This window comes from Paraburkholderia sp. A1BS-2L (genome assembly GCF_051125205.1).
Taxonomy (GTDB): domain Bacteria; phylum Pseudomonadota; class Gammaproteobacteria; order Burkholderiales; family Burkholderiaceae; genus Paraburkholderia.
This window is the reverse complement of sequence record NZ_CP120429.1, coordinates 757,453-773,972: the sequence shown is the minus strand read 5'-3', so window position 1 is coordinate 773,972 and position 16,520 is coordinate 757,453. Positions and strand designations below refer to the sequence as shown.

Sequence of the window (16,520 nt, the reverse complement as noted above, 5' to 3'; positions counted from 1 at the left end):
CCGGATCAATCATGAACTTCAATCTCAATGCAGAGCAGCAACTGCTGCAGGACAGCGTCCGGCGCTTCGTCGACAGGGACTATGGCTTCGAGACGCGCACGGCGCTCCTGAAGGCCCGCACGACGTCATGCGACGCGCACTGGCGCACCTTCGCGGACAATGGCTGGCTGGCGGCCGCGTTGCCCGAGTCGTGCGGCGGACTCGGCGGCTCGCTGATCGACACGGTGCTGATTGCCCAGCAGCTCGGTCGCGCACTGGTGATCGAACCTTACCTCGGCTGCGCGGTGCTGGCGGCGCAAACGCTGCTTGCCGCCGGCACGCCGGCGCAGTGCGAGCAGTGGCTGCCGGCGCTGGCCGATGGCTCGAGCAAGTATGCGCTCGCCTATAGCGAGCCGCAGTCGCGCGGCTTCGCGGAGCCGGTGAATCTGGTTGCGAAGGCGACCCCCGAAGACTATGTGCTGAGCGGGACCAAGACGCTCGTGCTGGGCGGCGCCAACGCGGATCATTTCATTGTTTCGGCGCGCGCCTCGGACGCGGACGGCATCACCTTGCTGCGGGTTGCAGCCGACGCCGAGGGGCTCACGCGCCGCGTCCTGCCGCTGCACGACGGGAGCTTCGCCGCCGAACTGATTTTCGACGGCGTACGAGTGAGGCGCGAGGCCGTGCTCGGCGAACCGGGGCGCGGGCTGACGGCGCTCAGGCACGGACTCGCGCACGCAACGGCCGCGCTCGGGGCGGAACTGGTGGGCGCGATGGAAAAGGCCATCGAGATCACGGCTGAATATCTGAAGGTACGCAAGCAGTTCGGAGTCCAGATCGGCAGCTTCCAGGTGCTCCAGCATCGGCTCGCCGACATGGCTGCCGAGCTGGAGCTCGCGCGTTCGATGCTCTACGCGTTGCTCGCCTCGCTCGAAAACGACGACGAGCCCACCCGGCATCGCACCGTCTCGCAGGCCAAGTCGCTGATTGGCCGCGCGGCACGCTTCGTGTGCGGGCAGGCGATCCAGCTGCACGGCGGCATCGGCATGACGGAGGAATACCAGGTCGGCCACTACTATAAACGTGCGGTTGTCGCGGACGTGCTGTTCGGCAGCAGCGACCGGCATGACGCAGCCTGCGCGGCTCAGTTGCAGAAAGACCTGCTTCACAAGGAAAACCAGGCATGAAGAGTTTTGAAAAAATCGTCGATCTGCAGGCCTTTGTTGGCGAGTCGATCGGCACGAGCGAATGGCTGCAGATCGATCAGCAGCGTGTCAACCAGTTCGCCGACGCTACCTGGGATCATCAATGGATTCACGTAGACGTGGAGCGCGCCAAGGCGGGCCCGTTTGGCGGGACCATCGCGCATGGCTTCCTGACGCTGAGTCTGCTGCCCGCTTTCTTCGCGACGGCATATGAGGTCAAGGAGACGAAAAGCGGCATCAACTACGGGCTGGACAAGGTGCGCTTCATCGCGCCTGTGCCCGTGGGCAAACGTCTGCGCGCGCACTTCCGGCTCATGGAATGGACGGAAGTGAATCGCGGGGGCGCACAGATCAAGGTCGAAATGACGGTCGAATGCGAGGGCGTGGACAAGCCTGCCTGCATCGCGGAATCGATCGTGCGCCTCTTTCCCTGAACTTTCCGTATTGACACCCTTCGAGGAGATTCAAGCATGAGTATTCGTTTCGATGGCAAGGTCGCGATCGTGACCGGCGCGGGCGCGGGCCTGGGACGCGCGCACGCGTTGGCGTTCGCTGCGCGTGGCGCGAAAGTCGTGGTCAACGACTTCGGTGGCGCACGCGACGGCACCGGCGGCTCATCGCAAGCCGCGCTCGCGGTAGTCGAGGAAATCCGCAAGGCGGGCGGCACGGCGATTGCCGACGGCGCCAACGTGGCCGATTATGAGCAGGTGCAAGCGATGGTCAAGCGCGCCGTGGCGGAATTCGGCCGCGTCGACATTCTCGTGAACAATGCAGGCATCCTGCGCGACAAGAGTTTCGCGAAGCTCGAGATGGGCGATATCAAAGCCGTGCTCGACGTGCACCTCATGGGTTCGATCAATTGCTCGAAGGCTGTGTGGGACATCATGCGCGAGCAGGGCTACGGCCGCATCGTGATGACAACCTCGTCTTCAGGCATGTACGGCAACTTCGGACAGTCGAATTACGGGGCAGCGAAGATGGCCGTGATCGGCCTGATGAACGCGCTCACCACCGAGGGGCGCAAAAACGATATCCGCGTGAACACCATCGCGCCGGTTGCGGCGACGCGCATGACCGAGGACATCCTGCCGGAGGCCATGCTCGAGCGTATCCAGCCCGAACGCGTGACACCGGCGGTGCTGTTCCTCGCCAGCGACAATGCGCCGTCGAAGACGATCATCGCGGCAGGTGGCGGCGCGTTCGCGGCGGCCACCATCGTCGAAACGGCGCCGGTGCTGTTGCCCGATGAAGCCGTCACGCCGGAAGGCATCGCGGCGCGCTTTGGCGACATCGAGAATTGGGCCACGGCTCGTCCGTATGAGGAGTCGGGCCATCAGGTGCAGGCTTTCCTGAAGCTGGTTTGCGGAATGTGAGCGCGTCTGCGCTCGACGAAAGAGCCGCCGCGATTTCGCGGCGGCTTTTTTATTGGCACGGTGTGTCGGGAGATCGCCTCAGCGGCTCGGCAGCCCAATGAAAAAGGCCCGCACGGGTGATCGCCGTGCGGGCCAGCAGTTTGCGCTTCGCTACGCCGGAAGCGTTGTCAGGCGTCGAGATGGCGCGAAATGATCAACTTCTGGATGTGGCTTGTGCCTTCGTAGATCTTGCAGATGCGCACGTCGCGCAAGTAACGCTCAACGGGGAAGTCACTGAGGTAGCCATAGCCGCCGTGGATCTGCACGGCTTCCGAGCAGACCTTTTCGGCCATCTCGCTCGCGAACAACTTGGCGATGGAAGCCTCCTTGCCGCAGTCGATGCCGGCATCGCGCAGGCGCGCCGCATGCAGACAGTACTGCCACGCAATTTCGACCTGCGCAGCCATGTCGGCGAGATCGAATGCGACAGCCTGGAGCCGGTTGAGTGGAGCGCCATAGGCTTCGCGTTCGCGTGCGTATTTCAGTGCCGCGTCGAGCGCGCCTCGTGCGACGCCCGCCGCGATGAAGGCAATGCCGATACGGCCATCCGATACGCCACTCATGACCGTGCGGTAGCCGTTGCCCTCTGCGCCGAGCAGGTTTTCCGCAGGCACCCGACAGTCCTCGAGAGCGATTTGTGCAGTGTGCGCCGTGTGCTGACCGAGCTTGCTTTCGATTCGCGTGACGTGATAGCCCGGCGCCTTCGGGTCGACGATGAACGTGCTCGCGCCACGCTTGCCCGCCGTCTTGTCGGTGATGGCAAAGACGACACCAATGCCGGCCTCGCTGCCATTCGAGATGAATTGCTTGGTACCGTTGAGTACGTAGTGATCGCCGTCGCGGCGCGCGCTGGCGCGAAGCGCTGCGGTATCCGAGCCGGCATGCGGCTCGGTGAGGAGAAACGCGCCAATCGACTCGCCACGCGCCATGGCGGGCAGATAGCGCTGCTTCTGCTCTTGCGTGCCGTGCTCCGCGATCGTGAGCGCGGTGAAATTGTGCACATGAACAATCGTGGCGAGCCCGGCGTCCACCGCGGCGAACTCGTGCTGCGCGATGCAGAAGTCGAGCACGCTTGCGCCCGTGCCTCCGTACGCCTCGGGGATCAGCATGCCGAGAAAGCCGAGCTCGGCGAGCGCCTTAAGCTCCGCGTGCGGCCAGGCCGATTGAAGGTCACGCTCGGCGGCGGTTGGCGCAATGATTTCGCTCGCCACGCGGCGCGCGGTTTCGCGGATCATGATCTGTTGCTCGTTGAGAAACGAGCGGGTGCTATCGGTCATGGACAGGCTTCCTTCGCGTGAAATGCGGTGTTGTAGACAAAAGAGCCGCTGCGTTGTTGGGGACACCGCTGCGTCGGCGCGCCCCGGGCAGCGGAGGGACTTCAGCAGGCAGACCAGTCGCGCAACACCGTGTCGGTGTGCTCGCCGCGCCTCGGAATCGGACCGGGACGGCTGGCGGGCGTCGCAGAGAATCGCGGCGCGGGACTTGCCTGGAGCACGCCGTCTTCGCGCAGATACACTTCGCGCGCGCGCATATGAGGATGTCCGGCGGCCTCGTCGGGGCTCAAAACCGGCGCAAAGCAGGCGTCGCTGCCTTCGAGCAGAGTGCACCATTCGTCGCGGGTGCGCCGCGCAAACAGGTTCGCGAAGCGCTCGCGCGATTGCGGCCATTTGCGCGCATCGTAGGGTTTGTCGAATTGCGGGTCCGCATCGAGCCCGAGCTTTGCGCACAACTCGCGATAGAACTTCGGCTCGAGTGAGCCCACCGAAATGAACCCACCGTCGGCACAGCGATAGGTGTTGTACCAATGCGGACCGTCCAGCAGGCTTTGGCCGCGTTCCGTGCGCATTTGGCCCGATGCCTGCAATGCGAGGAGCAGCGTCGTCATGTGCGCGCTGCCATCCACGATGGCCGCATCCACGACCTGGCCTGTCCCCGTGGCGCGGGCGTTCATGATGCCCGCAAGCAGTCCGACCGCGAGATACATCGAGCCGCCGCCGACGTCGCCTACAAGGCTCGGCGGCGTCACAGGCGCTTCGCCGGGCTGCCCTGCATACCAGAGCGCGCCGGAGAGCGCGATGTAGTTCAGGTCGTGGCCTGCCGCGTGGGCGAGGGGCCCATTCTGTCCCCAGCCGGTCATGCGGCCGTAGACGAGGCGCGGGTTGCGCGCAAGACACGCGTCGGGCCCGAGACCGAGGCGCTCCATCACGCCGGGACGCATGCCTTCGATTAGCGCATCGCAGTTTTCGACGAGCCGCAGCACGGTGTCGACGCCTTCGGGCGTCTTGAGATCGACCGCGACCGAACGCTTGCCGCGATTGGCGATCTGCGCGCTGCCGAGATCGAGCGCATCGGGCGCAGCTTCGAGGCGCTCGACCACGACCACGTCCGCTCCGAGATCGGCGAACAGCATCGCGCAGAACGGGCCCGGGCCGATGCCCGCGATTTCCAGCACCCTGAGCCCGGCGAGCGGGCCTTGTCGTTGTGTTGTCATGAATAGTCCCGATACATTGACTCGTGATGCGGCCAATCATAGAGAGCGCCGCCGCTGGCGACGCCCCCTATTCTTGAGGGGGACGACGCGCGGCCTGCGCGGCCTAATCTTGCATGGCGACGGCGCGTTGCCGGGAGCGCCTGTTACGCCTCGCGAAACATCGGCTCGGTGGAGGACGGGTGGGCAGCAGCCCTCGCGCCGGAACGAATCAACCCACTTTGAACGATGAGGAATGAAAATGGCCAATTGGCTCAAGCGCGGTGCGGAAGCTGAAGTGTTGAAAGCGGCAGCGCGCGAGGTGCGCGAGACCGTCGAAGCCACGCTCGCGGATATTGAAGCGCGCGGCGACGCGGCCGTGCGGGAACTTTCGGTGCGCTTCGACAAGCTCGAACGAGAAGACTACCGGCTCTCGCAAAGCGAAATCGATCAATGTCTGTCACAACTCAGTGCGCGCGATATTGCCGATATCGAATTCGCACAGAAGCAGGTCGAGAATTTCGCGCGCCATCAGCGCGATTCGATTCGCGACATCGAAGTGGAAACGCTGCCCGGCGTCGTTCTCGGTCACCGGAACCTGCCGGTCAACGCGGCCGGCTGCTATGTGCCCGGCGGCAAATATCCGCTGCTCGCGTCGGCCCACATGTCGGTGATCACGGCGAAGGTCGCGGGCGTGCCGCGTATCGTGACCTGCGCGCCGCCTTTCCAGGGCAAGCCCGCGCCGGCAATCGTGGCTGCGCAGCACATGGCAGGCGCCGACGAGATCTTTTGCCTCGGCGGCATTCAGGCAATCGGCGCGATGGCGATTGGTACGCAGAGCATCGCACCCGTTGACATGATGGTGGGACCCGGCAATGCCTTCGTTGCCGAAGCCAAGCGGCAGCTGTTCGGTCGTGTGGGCATTGACCTCTTTGCTGGACCTACGGAAACGCTGGTCATCGCGGATGAAACCGTGGACGCGGAAATGTGCGCGACGGATCTGCTCGGCCAGGCAGAGCACGGCCCGGATTCCCCGGCGATCCTTCTCACGACCTCGGAAAGGCTCGCGCGTGAAACCATGAAGGAAGTCGGACGGCTGCTCGAGATCCTGCCGACGGCCGCTATTGCAGGCAAGTCGTGGGAGAAGTATGGCGAGGTGATCGTGGCGGAAAGCGACGAAGAGATGGTGCGCATCGCAGACGAAATCGCCTCCGAGCATGTGCAGGTGATGACGCGCGATCCCGACTACTTTCTGAAAAATATGACGAACTACGGTGCGCTCTTTCTCGGCCCGCGCACCAACGTTTCGTTTGGCGACAAGGTCATCGGCACCAATCACACGCTGCCTACGCGCAAGGCGGCACGCTATACGGGCGGCCTGTGGGTTGGGAAATTCCTCAAGACCTGCACCTATCAGAAGGTGATCACGGACGAGGCGTCGGCCATGATCGGCGAATACTGCTCGCGTCTTTGCGCGCTGGAAGGCTTTGCGGGGCATGGCGAGCAAGCCAATCTGCGGGTGCGGCGCTATGGCAACAAAGCCGTTCCTTACGCGGGCGTGGCGGTCTGATCGCGCATCGAGGTGTTCAAAGCCGCAGGGCCGGGGCTGCCGCGTATCGCGGTGGGCCCCGGGCACCATGACACCGATGCGGCCATATAGCGTCCAGATTTATTCGAACAGGCCAGCCAGACATGAACAAACCGAGCGCGCGAGGGCGCGACGCCTATCCGCATTTTCTCTGCATTCCGACCCGTTGGATGGACAACGACGTCTACGGGCATGTCAATAACGTCGTTTACTACAGCTACTTCGACACGGTCGTCAACGAATATTTGCTACGGACGGGAGTGCTCGATTTTGGGGCGAGCGATGCTATCGGACTCGTCGTCGAAACTCAGTGCAATTACTTCGAGTCGCTCGCTTTCCCGGAGCGCGTCGACGCAGGACTGCGCGTGATGAAGATTGGCACGTCGAGCGTGCGATACGAAATTGGCCTGTTTCGGGAAGGTGACTCCCAGCCCGCGGCGCAGGGCCATTTCGTTCACGTCTATGTCGATCGCGCGACGCGGCGTCCGAAGCCGCTATCCGATGCATTGCTTGCGGTGCTGACGCCGCTCACGGCCTGACGCGCTTCCCTCGAGCGGCTGCCCGCGCGAAACGGATCCACGGCTGGAGCGGCGCGAGCGCCACCCCCTATTCGCGAGGGGGACAAGGGCGGCGAAGAGACATCTATGCTTGGCATGTGGTTTCGATCTCGATGGGACACACATACGCATCGAGGCGCACCGGGGCATTTTTCGTGCGGTTTTCGGTTCGGAATCAGATTGTGCAAAAGCAGAACAAAGCGCGCGTAAATCGATAAATCACAGTTGCGAAATTCGGGTGACGAGGCAATACGCGGCCCTATCCTGGATAGTCGAGTTTACAGAAGCGCGTGACATTGCTTTATTCGTGTCCAACCGGGCACGGCTTTAGACGGAGGAGACATGCATGCGTAGTAGCTCTAAATATATGATAGGGATGTCACTGCTTGTCGCGGCGGGATCGGCGGCCGCGCAGTCCAGTGTCACCGTATACGGTGTGGCCGACACGTTCATCCAGTTCCTCGGTAACGGCGCAAAGCATTCGTGGTCGGAGCGCAGCGGCGGCAATACGGGGTCGAGCTTCGGCCTGCGCGGAAGCGAGGACCTCGGTGGTAGCCTGAAAGCGGTATTTACCCTGGAGAACGGATACAACATCAGCAACGGCGGATTCTTCGTGGATAGCTCCGCGCTCTTTTACCGCCAGGCATGGGTTGGCCTGAACCATGCTCAATACGGGTCGCTCACGTTAGGCCGCCAGTATCAGCCTACCTTCTGGGCGATTTATCCAACCGATCCTTTTCGCGGCAACGAAGTCTTGTCGCCGCTGGCCGCCGCGGCCTCCGCTGTCGATATGAAGACGATTGCCACCCAGAGCGCTCAGGGCCGCAGCAGCAATTCGATCGTCTATCAGTCGCCTGTCGTTGGAGGGTTGAAGCTGTATGCGATGTATGGCTTCGCTGCAACGACGACGCTGCCAATTCCGCAGACCATGGGCAATATCTTCGATGTTGCGCTGACGTACTCGGGTTATGGCTTCTACGCGGGCCTTGCATACCAGAACCAGCATTCGGGTAGCGAGTCGGTGCCGGGGTTGCCGGTCGCGCTGAATCTGCTCGGCACGGAGCGCTTCGTCGCGGCGCTCGCGTACCGCATAGGCATCGTCAACCTGCAGGCGAACTATACATATAACCGCTCGAAGGATGCTCCCGCAGGATCGCTTGCTGCGCGCCTTGGCGCGGCCCATTCATATGGCATTGCGGAAGTAGGCGCGACGATTCAGGCGACATCGGCCGATACGATCGAAATCGCCGGCATCGAGCGCAACGTGCGAGGGGTGCATGACAATACGCCGGGCGTCGAAATCGGTATCGATCATCTGTTATCGAAACGCACGACAATTTACGCACGCGCGGGTTACATGAAGAACAACGGCACCTCAACGATGAGCTGGCCCGGTATTGCAGTCAGCGGGGCGAATGCCACACAGACTATGGTCGCCTTGGGGATGAGTCATCGCTTCTGATGCTGTGCGCCCGCGCATGAAAATGCATACGCGCGCACGGCATCAGACGGACCCACGAAGATAGGGTGACGAGATCGCATAGAGAGAAAATACATAAAATCGTTAGGTATTCGAATAATTGTCGGTGTGGCATGCGCAATTGCGGTGCCTCTGAGTGCTGATGCGCAGGGCAGCAGTCCGGCGGCATCGTCAGCCATGGCGACGCCGGACATCGACAGCAAGGCCGCCGACCGGGCGTTGCGCAAGGAGGTTGTCCGCGCGCTTACACGGACCAAAGGGCTCAATACCACGCGCATCACCGTCCAGGCGAAAGGGGGAATTGTGACGCTCGAAGGGTCGGTTCCGGAACAGGCCGAAGTGGATCTGGCAAGCCAGGCGGCGCAGAGTGTTCACGGCGTGACGTCGGTAAAGAATGCGCTGGCGATCATTGGTCTGTCGGGAAGTCAATAGCGGACGCGGCGTTCGCCCCCGGGCACCTGGAGGTCAGGTGTCCGGGCGGGCGGCTGCGGAAAAATCGATCGCAATGGGAAGGGCAAGCAAGATGAATCTGCAAAACAAGGTGGCAATCGTTACGGGGGCGGCCTCCGGGCTGGGGCTCGCGACCTGCAAGGCGCTTGCAGCGGCAGGCGCGAAGGTGGTGGGCTTCGATCTCGACCAAACCAGGCTCGACGAGGCACTCGGTGTCAGCACGAATGGCATAGCCGTCGACGTGTCGAACGAAACCAGTGTGCGCTCGGGTATCGAGCGCGTGGTCGAGCTGCACGGAGCGGTTCACGTTGCAGTCAACTGTGCGGGCATTCTCGGTCCGGGCAAGACGATCTCGAAAGGTCAGCTATTTTCTTCCGACCTTTGGAACCGGGTGCTCGGCGTCAATCTCACGGGTACGTTCAACGTCATTCGCTACGCGGCCCTTGCCATGACCGCCAACGAACCTGATGAAACGGGCGAGCGCGGCGTGATCATCAATACGTCGTCGGGTGCCGCGCGGCAGGGACAGATGGGACAAGCCGCCTATAGCGCGAGCAAAGCAGGGGTGATCGGAATGACGCTGCCGATCGCGCGCGATCTGGCCGAGCATGCCATCCGCGTGGTGTCGATTGCGCCTGGTCTTTTCGAGTCGGGCATGTCCGCGGGGATGCCGCAAAAGGTTTCAGACGGGATTGTGGAAAAGATGCTGTTTCCACGGCGCATGGGAAGGCCGGCGGAGTTCGCGGGCTTGGTAAAGCATATCGTCGAAAACGCCTACTTGAACGCAATGACCATCGATATCGATTGCGGCATGCGCTAATTGCACACAGGGATGTAAAGACGATACGGGCAGGTTCCTTAGGTCAGGAGAGCATTTTGAAGGTCATGGTTGCGGTCAAGCGGGCAGTGGATGCCAATGTGAAAGTTGGTGTGAAGTCGGATGGCACCGGCGTCGACATCGCCAACGTGAAGATGTCGATGAACCCGTTTGATGAAATCGCTGTTGAAGAAGCAGTTCGTCTGAAGGAATCCGGTGTGGCGATGGAAGTCATCGTCGTGTCCGCCGGTGTCGCGCAAGCGCAGGAAACGCTGCGCACGGCGCTCGCGATCGGCGCGGATCGCGCGATTCTCGTCGAATCGAATGAAGACCTGCAGCCGCTGGCTGTCGCGAAGCTTTTGAAAGCGCTCGTCGACAAGGAGCAACCCTCGTTGGTCATTCTCGGCAAGCAGGCCATCGATGACGATTCGAACCAGACCGGCCAGATGCTCGCTGCTTTGGCTGGCTTGCCCCAAGCGACGTTCGCTTCGAAGATCACGGTTGCCGATGGCAAGACCACGGTCGCGCGTGAAGTCGATGGCGGCGCGGAAACGCTGTCGCTGAAGCTGCCCGCCGTGGTCACGACGGACCTGCGCCTGAACGAGCCGCGCTACGTCACGCTGCCGAACATTATGAAGGCGAAGAAGAAGCCGCTGGAAACGGTCAAGCCCTCGGATCTCGTTGTCGATGTAGCGCCGCGTCTGAAGACCCTGAAGGTTGCCGAACCGCCCAAGCGCAGCGCAGGCGTGAAGGTTGCCGACGTAAAGACGCTGGTCGAGAAGCTGAAGACCGAAGCCAAGGTGCTGTAAGGTAAGCGAGAAAGAAATGACGAATCTGGTGAATCTGGTAATAGCCGAACACGACAACGTAACCATCAAGGCTGCGACGCTGAACACCGTGGCTGCCGCGCAGAAGATCGGCGGCGACGTGCATGTGCTGGTCGCGGGTCACAACGCGCAAGCTGCTGCTGACGCAGCCGCGAAGATCGCCGGCGTGGCGAAGGTAGTGCTGGCCGACGCGCCGCAACTCGAAGCAGGACTTGCCGAAAACGTCGAAGCGACGGTTCTTTCCATCGCGAAGCACTACTCGCACATCCTCGCGCCGGCGACGGCTGCGGGCAAGAACGTCACGCCGCGCATCGCCGCGAAACTGGACGTCGCGCAGATCAGCGATATCACCGCAGTCGAGAACCCGGACACGTTCGAGCGTCCGATCTACGCAGGCAATGCGATTGCGACGGTGCAATCTCAAGATCCCATCAAGGTCATCACGGTCCGCACGACGGCATTCGATGCCGTCGCAGCAGAAAGCGGCAGCGCGACCGTGGAAAAAATCGACGCAGCGGCAGATTCCGGCCTCTCGCAGTTCGTGAGCCGTGAAGTCACGAAGCTCGACCGTCCGGAACTCACGAGCGCGAAGATCATCGTCTCGGGCGGCCGGGGTCTGGGCAGCGGCGAGAACTATACGAAAGTGCTGGAGCCGCTCGCCGACAAGCTCAACGCTGCACTCGGCGCCTCGCGCGCAGCAGTGGACGCAGGCTACGTCCCCAACGATTACCAGGTGGGCCAAACCGGCAAGATCGTCGCGCCACAGCTTTACATCGCGGTGGGCATCTCAGGCGCGATTCAGCACCTCGCGGGCATGAAAGACTCAAAGGTGATCGTGGCGATCAACAAAGACGAAGAGGCGCCCATCTTCAGCGTGGCCGATTACGGCCTCGTCGGCGATCTGTTCGAACAGGTGCCAAATCTGGCGAACGCATTTCAGTCTTGAGTGATTCCAGTTGAGGAGGCGACTGAATCGCTTTATTGGAGGCAAGCATGGAAATCCGGGGCGGCTCGCTGCGTGCGCAGGTCGAAAAGTGGCTTGGACCGATCTCGACGAGCAGGGCGCGTGTGACGCAATTCAGTCGCTCGCGATACAAGACCTGGCGCTACGTGCGCGTTGAATCGGTGTGCACGTCGAGCGTCTACGAGATCGTGTTTTTTCGGCATGACGATGGTGCGTGGCGGGTGTTTCCTCCCGAAAATAGGTTGCCCGCGATCGGCCAGTATGGCATTCAGCGCACGTGAACGTGCGCGGCAGAGTGCATCCAGCAGTTAGAAATGGAGGTGATGTTCGGTGTCGATCCCAACAATCCTGGAAGATGAGCTCGCAACGGAACGCGAGTCGATGGAATACGACGTGGTGATCGTGGGCGGCGGCCCGGCAGGCCTGTCCGCGGCGATCCGCCTGAAACAGCTGGCAGCGGAAAAAGGCGTCGAAATCGGCGTATGCGTGCTGGAAAAGGGCTCGGAAATCGGGGCGCATATCCTCTCGGGCGCGGTCATGGATCCGCGCGCCATCGACGAGCTCATTCCCGACTGGAAGGAACAGGGCGCGCCGCTGAACGTGCCCGTTACCGAAGATCAATTTCTTTTCCTTTCGGAAAATGGCGCGAAAACGGTGCCCAACTGGGCGCTGCCGGACAACTTCAAGAACCACGGCAACTATGTGATCAGCCTCGCGAACGTCACGCGCTGGCTGGGCCAGCAGGCCGAGGCGCTGGGCGTGGAAATCTTCCCGGGCTTTCCGGCCGCCGAAGTGCTCTACAACGACGATGGCTCGGTCAAGGGCGTGGCCACTGGCAACATGGGCGTCGGCAAGGATGGCGAGCCGACCGAGAACTTCCAGCTCGGCATGGAACTGCATGCGAAGTACACGCTGTTCTGCGAGGGCTGCCGCGGGCATCTGGGCCGCCAGTTGAACGAGCATTTCAAGCTCGGCAAGGACGCAGACCCGCAGGTCTACGGCATCGGCATCAAGGAGCTGTGGGAGATCGATCCGGCGAAGCACAAGCCGGGTCTGGTGATCCACACGGCCGGCTGGCCGCTCGAAAAGGACAGCTACGGCGGCTCATTCCTCTATCACACGGACAATAACCAGGTGATGGTGGGCTTCGTCGTCGGTCTCGCGTACCAGAATCCGTATCTCTCGCCGTTCGAGGAATTCCAGCGCTACAAGACGCATCCGGCGATCCGCAAATACCTGGAAGGCGGCAAGCGCGTTTCGTACGGCGCACGCGCGATGACGGCGGGTGGGCTGATGTCGTTGCCGAAGCTCGTGTTCCCGGGCGGCGCACTGGTGGGCGACGACGCGGGCTTCCTGAACGCGGCGCGCATCAAGGGCAGCCACGCGGCGATCAAGACCGGCATGCTCGCTGCGCAAGCGGCGTTCGACGCGGTGCAGGCGGGCCGCCAGTGCGATGAGCTTGCCGCCTACCCGGAAGCGTTCAAGCAGTCATGGCTCTACACGGAACTGTACCGGGCGCGCAACTTCAAGCAGTGGATGAGCAAGGGCCTGTACCTGGGCACGCTGATGGTGGGCATCGAGCAGAAGCTCATGGGCGGCAATGTGCCGTGGACGCTGCATCACCAGCATCGCGATCACGAGATGCTCAAGCCGGCGTCGCTGTGCAAGCCGATCGAGTATCCGAAGCCCGATGGCAAGCTCACGTTCGATCGCCTTTCTTCTGTGTTTATTTCCAATACGAATCACGAAGAGAACCAGCCGGCCCACCTCACGCTGAAGGACATCACCGTTCCGGTGGGCATCAACCTTAAAACTTACGCGGGTCCCGAATCGCGCTTCTGTCCAGCAGGCGTCTATGAATTCGTCAAGGACGATTCAGACGAGGATCGCCTGCAGATTAACGCGCAAAACTGCGTGCACTGTAAAACCTGCGACATCAAGGATCCGACGCAGAACATCGTGTGGGTGACGCCCGAGGGTGGTGGCGGCCCCAACTACCCGAATATGTAACGGCCGGAGCGGTGACAGGTTTAATCCGGCAGCGAGATAGCCCGAAAAGATCAGTTTCAAATCATTTGTTTTCAGGCGACCCCCACGCGCTTCTTGGCATATCGAAGGCAGGCGCTTCATCAAGTAACAGCCGGTCCGTAGGGGCGGGCGGTGGTGCTGTCCCGGCGAGCACCGGAGAATCAAGGCCCCCCGCACCACCGAGACCCACTGAGCGTTATTCGTCTATTGCTTTACTTTGAGACCGCTTATGCCCTACCACTCAGTATTTCGGCGCGATCTGTTCGCCGGGCAGACTGTTATCGTCACTGGCGGTGGAAGCGGAATAGGGCGCTGCACGGCGCACGAGCTCGTTTCTCTTGGCGCTCATGTCGCGCTGGTTGGCCGCAATGTCGAGAAACTGCATGCCGTTCGGGATGAGTTGCTAGCCGAGGGCGGCGAAGCTTCCGCTCATCGTTGTGACATTCGCGACGATTCAGCAGTCGAGTCCGCAGTGGAATCAGTGCTGACGCTGAAGGGGCGCATCGACGGTCTCGTCAACAACGCAGGCGGCCAGTATTACGGCGCCTTGAAAGATTTCAGCACGCGGGGATTCGAAGCCGTGGTCCGTACTAACCTGACGGGCGGCTTCATCTTCATGCGAGAGGTCTACACGCGTTGGATGGAACGGCACGGCGGGGTCATCGTCAACATGATCGCCGCCGTGGATCATGGGCTGCCCGGCTTCGCTCATTCCGCTGCCGCCCGCAGCGCAATGCTCAACTTGACGGAAACGGCGGCTGTCGAATGGGCGCCTTCTGGCGTGCGTGTCAACGCGGTGGCACCAGGCCTGATCGCGTCCAGCGGCTTCGACAACTACAGTGCCGATGGCGCGGCTGCCATCCGTGCGCACATCGGCGGCATTCCCATGCAGCGGTATGGCGATGTGGCCGAGGTCTCGGCGTGCATTGTTTACCTGCTTTCCCCGGCGGCGGCATACATCACCGGCAGTTGTCTGCGAGTCGACGGCGGAGCGATCAACGCCCCGGGTGGCCAGCCGCTTGCCGCACATGAACGCAGCACGCCGTTTTGCGGATTTCATCTGTCTTCGCTGCCAGCGATGTTAAAGGACTGATGTTTGCAGCCACATTCATTGAAAGCGGCAATGAATCCGGATCGCATGCAGACACCTTCCTTTGTAGAACTTCTAGCGTTCAGCGGGGAAAACTCCAGGCGACTACCGGGCCGTGCGCTCCATGTAGCGGCCGCCATGACCCGGCGCTTCACGGTGCTGCGGGCATTCTGCGCGGTGATTGCACACCCAGTTATGCGGTAACTATCAAGCTTCCTTTTCCTCTGTTGCCGGAATGCGACATCGATGTCCAAGGAGTTGCGAAGAGATCCGGCGTAAGTTTTGGCGTAGGTTTTTGCTCGATGTCCTGCCAGACAAGGCCGCGCGACTACTTCGAAGAAAACGAATAGTCAGATCGACATTCGGATGAATGCCGGTGTCGGCGCTTAGATGGTTGAAAAATAAGCGTTTTCTAGAATTTCGTAGCGGCATGGCACCCGCCTTTTCACATATCCGAAAAAATAATGAACGAATGAAAGAAAAGAAATATTCGGATTGGTGAGGAGCGGTCGGAATTGCTGAATTTAGATCTAAGTAGCTGATTTAAAAGAGATTCTGTTGGGTGCGAGCGCTGGGTTGATTAGCCTCTGCTTACCTTTTTCTGTGTGAATCGGCGATGCTGGCGTAGGTTTTCTCCCTGTTGGGAACGAACCTACGCCATATGTCTTTCTCCGCGAAAAACCTACGCCGGCAATTGACAACCCTTCACGCACCGCCGCGATGTCAACGGCCCGAAAGAGTGATTTGATCGCCACGCTTCTCGGCATGGACCAATTCAGTGAAATCGCGTCGCGCTTGAATTTGACCTAATCTACCCGGTCCGAAATGGCCTGGTTTTCGATTCCATTTAAGGGCCGCGCCCACTCGCACGTTTGCATGGGGTACGCGTCGAAAAAGCGCCAGGGCAACGCGAATCGGCGGGCAGCACTCTAGTTGCACTGAGCCTTGTACCTCTCGGAAGAATTGTTTGTAACGAAGTACCAGACGAACTGCACTCGCGCGAGCAAATCTACTTTCAGGCGACAAATCCGTCGTGGCTTTCGCGGTTGATTGGTGCCAATACCCCCAAAGGGGGAACTCCCTATGGCAGATTTCAAGGCACCGTCGACCAGCCATACTGGAGACACGAATCATTGACAGATTTGGCGGAGCCGCAACATGAAAAGCCGTGATTTTCTGACCTATCAGCAGATCTTCGACCAGGCAGTGGAGCACCTCTTCTGCCAGGGCCGCGCGGCGCTGCTTCCACACGGTGGCGGCGCATATCGCGGCTACTGTGGAGGATGTCCTGTCGGCTGCCTTATCAAGGCCTCCGATTACACAACCGCGATCGAAGGCGTTCCGGTCCGCTATATCGGCACACAGTCATTGCACACAATCCCGGCGTACATGGATGTTGGCGTCGCCGCGCTGCGCAGGGCGCTGCTTCGCTCGCGGATCAACGTCTACGACCCGGTCACGATCGAGCTTCTCAGTTGTCTGCAAAACGTACACGACGTATTCGGCAGATGGGAGTGGCGTGAGCGACTTCTGACGATCGCGCGCCAGTTCGGGCTGTCCGATGAACTCGTCAGGGCGGCCGCATGAGCAACGCAATGCCGAGCGGGCGGGACATTCGAGAGGCGTTGTTGCGTAAATCAGGCGTAGAGACGACAT

The 16,520-nt window shown here is 61.3% G+C and carries 16 protein-coding genes; 14 read left to right on the top strand and 2 right to left on the bottom strand.

Going from position 1 to position 16,520, the window contains the following annotated elements; all coding sequences use genetic code 11:
- Nucleotides 1-11: 11 nt before the first annotated feature.
- The 3 genes from P5W98_RS18345 to P5W98_RS18335 are packed head-to-tail and all read left to right on the top strand — an operon-like array spanning nucleotide 12 to nucleotide 2,557.
- The gene (locus P5W98_RS18345) at nucleotides 12-1,166 is read left to right on the top strand and encodes an acyl-CoA dehydrogenase family protein (RefSeq protein ID WP_421026625.1); all 1,155 of its coding nucleotides are present in this window, start codon (nucleotides 12-14) and stop codon (nucleotides 1,164-1,166) included.
- Nucleotides 1,163-1,618, top strand: a complete 456-nt coding sequence (locus tag P5W98_RS18340) for a MaoC family dehydratase (protein ID WP_421026626.1) — start codon at nucleotides 1,163-1,165, stop codon at nucleotides 1,616-1,618. Before P5W98_RS18345 ends, P5W98_RS18340 begins: the two co-directional genes overlap by 4 nt.
- Nucleotides 1,619-1,654: 36 nt before the next feature.
- Complete coding sequence (locus P5W98_RS18335; RefSeq protein ID WP_421026627.1) at nucleotides 1,655-2,557, top strand: SDR family NAD(P)-dependent oxidoreductase; 903 nt, start codon at nucleotides 1,655-1,657, stop codon at nucleotides 2,555-2,557.
- 167 nt (nucleotides 2,558-2,724) lie between these two features.
- Here the strand turns inward: P5W98_RS18335 and P5W98_RS18330 are convergent, their stop codons facing one another.
- Nucleotides 2,725-3,873 (bottom strand): acyl-CoA dehydrogenase family protein, encoded by a 1,149-nt coding sequence (locus tag P5W98_RS18330; RefSeq protein ID WP_421026628.1) that lies wholly within the window; start codon nucleotides 3,871-3,873, stop codon nucleotides 2,725-2,727.
- 101 nt (nucleotides 3,874-3,974) lie between these two features.
- Nucleotides 3,975-5,087 (bottom strand): CaiB/BaiF CoA transferase family protein, encoded by a 1,113-nt coding sequence (locus tag P5W98_RS18325; RefSeq protein WP_421026629.1) that lies wholly within the window; start codon nucleotides 5,085-5,087, stop codon nucleotides 3,975-3,977.
- A 238-nt stretch (nucleotides 5,088-5,325) separates the two neighbouring features.
- On the opposite strand from P5W98_RS18325, the gene hisD reads away from it, so the two are divergent.
- The 11 genes from hisD (at nucleotide 5,326) to P5W98_RS18270 (ending at nucleotide 16,451) form a co-directional block, all read left to right on the top strand.
- Nucleotides 5,326-6,633: a histidinol dehydrogenase gene (gene hisD / locus P5W98_RS18320; protein WP_421027070.1), complete on the top strand. Its 1,308-nt coding sequence runs from the start codon at nucleotides 5,326-5,328 to the stop codon at nucleotides 6,631-6,633.
- A 122-nt stretch (nucleotides 6,634-6,755) separates the two neighbouring features.
- Nucleotides 6,756-7,190: an acyl-CoA thioesterase gene (locus P5W98_RS18315; protein ID WP_421026630.1), complete on the top strand. Its 435-nt coding sequence runs from the start codon at nucleotides 6,756-6,758 to the stop codon at nucleotides 7,188-7,190.
- Nucleotides 7,191-7,554: 364 nt separating this feature from the next.
- Nucleotides 7,555-8,670: a porin gene (locus P5W98_RS18310; protein WP_421026631.1), complete on the top strand. Its 1,116-nt coding sequence runs from the start codon at nucleotides 7,555-7,557 to the stop codon at nucleotides 8,668-8,670.
- Nucleotides 8,671-8,865: 195 nt separating this feature from the next.
- Nucleotides 8,866-9,120 (top strand): BON domain-containing protein, encoded by a 255-nt coding sequence (locus P5W98_RS18305; protein WP_421026632.1) that lies wholly within the window; start codon nucleotides 8,866-8,868, stop codon nucleotides 9,118-9,120.
- A gap of 91 nt (nucleotides 9,121-9,211) precedes the next feature.
- Nucleotides 9,212-9,958, top strand: a complete 747-nt coding sequence (locus P5W98_RS18300) for an SDR family NAD(P)-dependent oxidoreductase (protein ID WP_421027071.1) — start codon at nucleotides 9,212-9,214, stop codon at nucleotides 9,956-9,958.
- 56 nt (nucleotides 9,959-10,014) lie between these two features.
- Nucleotides 10,015-10,764, top strand: coding sequence for an electron transfer flavoprotein subunit beta/FixA family protein (locus tag P5W98_RS18295; protein ID WP_421026633.1), 750 nt, complete (start codon nucleotides 10,015-10,017; stop codon nucleotides 10,762-10,764).
- Nucleotides 10,765-10,789: 25 nt separating this feature from the next.
- A complete protein-coding gene (locus P5W98_RS18290) occupies nucleotides 10,790-11,728 on the top strand; it encodes an electron transfer flavoprotein subunit alpha/FixB family protein (protein WP_421027072.1) in 939 nt (312 codons plus the stop codon).
- A 47-nt stretch (nucleotides 11,729-11,775) separates the two neighbouring features.
- On the top strand, nucleotides 11,776-12,027 hold the full coding sequence (locus P5W98_RS18285; RefSeq protein WP_421026634.1) for a hypothetical protein: 252 nt from the start codon (nucleotides 11,776-11,778) through the stop codon (nucleotides 12,025-12,027).
- Between the two features lie 100 nt (nucleotides 12,028-12,127).
- Nucleotides 12,128-13,756 carry an electron transfer flavoprotein-ubiquinone oxidoreductase gene (locus P5W98_RS18280; RefSeq protein ID WP_421027073.1) on the top strand — a complete coding sequence of 543 codons (1,629 nt, stop codon included), beginning with the start codon at nucleotides 12,128-12,130 and terminating at the stop codon, nucleotides 13,754-13,756.
- Nucleotides 13,757-14,003: 247 nt separating this feature from the next.
- Complete coding sequence (locus P5W98_RS18275) at nucleotides 14,004-14,867, top strand: SDR family oxidoreductase (protein WP_421026635.1); 864 nt, start codon at nucleotides 14,004-14,006, stop codon at nucleotides 14,865-14,867.
- Nucleotides 14,868-16,022: 1,155 nt separating this feature from the next.
- A complete protein-coding gene (locus tag P5W98_RS18270) occupies nucleotides 16,023-16,451 on the top strand; it encodes a hypothetical protein (RefSeq protein ID WP_421026636.1) in 429 nt (142 codons plus the stop codon).
- Nucleotides 16,452-16,520: the final 69 nt, after the last annotated feature.

What these genes read in the sequence shown, in the direction of transcription:
- P5W98_RS18345 (WP_421026625.1), top strand. Translation starts at nt 12, where the DNA reads ATGAACTTCAATCTCAATGCAGAGCAGCAACTGCTGCAGGACAGCGTC.
- P5W98_RS18340 (WP_421026626.1), top strand. Translation starts at nt 1,163, where the DNA reads ATGAAGAGTTTTGAAAAAATCGTCGATCTGCAGGCCTTTGTTGGCGAG.
- P5W98_RS18335 (WP_421026627.1), top strand. Translation starts at nt 1,655, where the DNA reads ATGAGTATTCGTTTCGATGGCAAGGTCGCGATCGTGACCGGCGCGGGC.
- P5W98_RS18330 (WP_421026628.1), bottom strand. Translation starts at nt 3,873, where the DNA reads ATGACCGATAGCACCCGCTCGTTTCTCAACGAGCAACAGATCATGATC.
- P5W98_RS18325 (WP_421026629.1), bottom strand. Translation starts at nt 5,087, where the DNA reads ATGACAACACAACGACAAGGCCCGCTCGCCGGGCTCAGGGTGCTGGAA.
- hisD (WP_421027070.1), top strand. Translation starts at nt 5,326, where the DNA reads ATGGCCAATTGGCTCAAGCGCGGTGCGGAAGCTGAAGTGTTGAAAGCG.
- P5W98_RS18315 (WP_421026630.1), top strand. Translation starts at nt 6,756, where the DNA reads ATGAACAAACCGAGCGCGCGAGGGCGCGACGCCTATCCGCATTTTCTC.
- P5W98_RS18310 (WP_421026631.1), top strand. Translation starts at nt 7,555, where the DNA reads ATGCGTAGTAGCTCTAAATATATGATAGGGATGTCACTGCTTGTCGCG.
- P5W98_RS18305 (WP_421026632.1), top strand. Translation starts at nt 8,866, where the DNA reads ATGGCGACGCCGGACATCGACAGCAAGGCCGCCGACCGGGCGTTGCGC.
- P5W98_RS18300 (WP_421027071.1), top strand. Translation starts at nt 9,212, where the DNA reads ATGAATCTGCAAAACAAGGTGGCAATCGTTACGGGGGCGGCCTCCGGG.
- P5W98_RS18285 (WP_421026634.1), top strand. Translation starts at nt 11,776, where the DNA reads ATGGAAATCCGGGGCGGCTCGCTGCGTGCGCAGGTCGAAAAGTGGCTT.
- P5W98_RS18280 (WP_421027073.1), top strand. Translation starts at nt 12,128, where the DNA reads ATGGAATACGACGTGGTGATCGTGGGCGGCGGCCCGGCAGGCCTGTCC.
- P5W98_RS18275 (WP_421026635.1), top strand. Translation starts at nt 14,004, where the DNA reads ATGCCCTACCACTCAGTATTTCGGCGCGATCTGTTCGCCGGGCAGACT.
- P5W98_RS18270 (WP_421026636.1), top strand. Translation starts at nt 16,023, where the DNA reads ATGAAAAGCCGTGATTTTCTGACCTATCAGCAGATCTTCGACCAGGCA.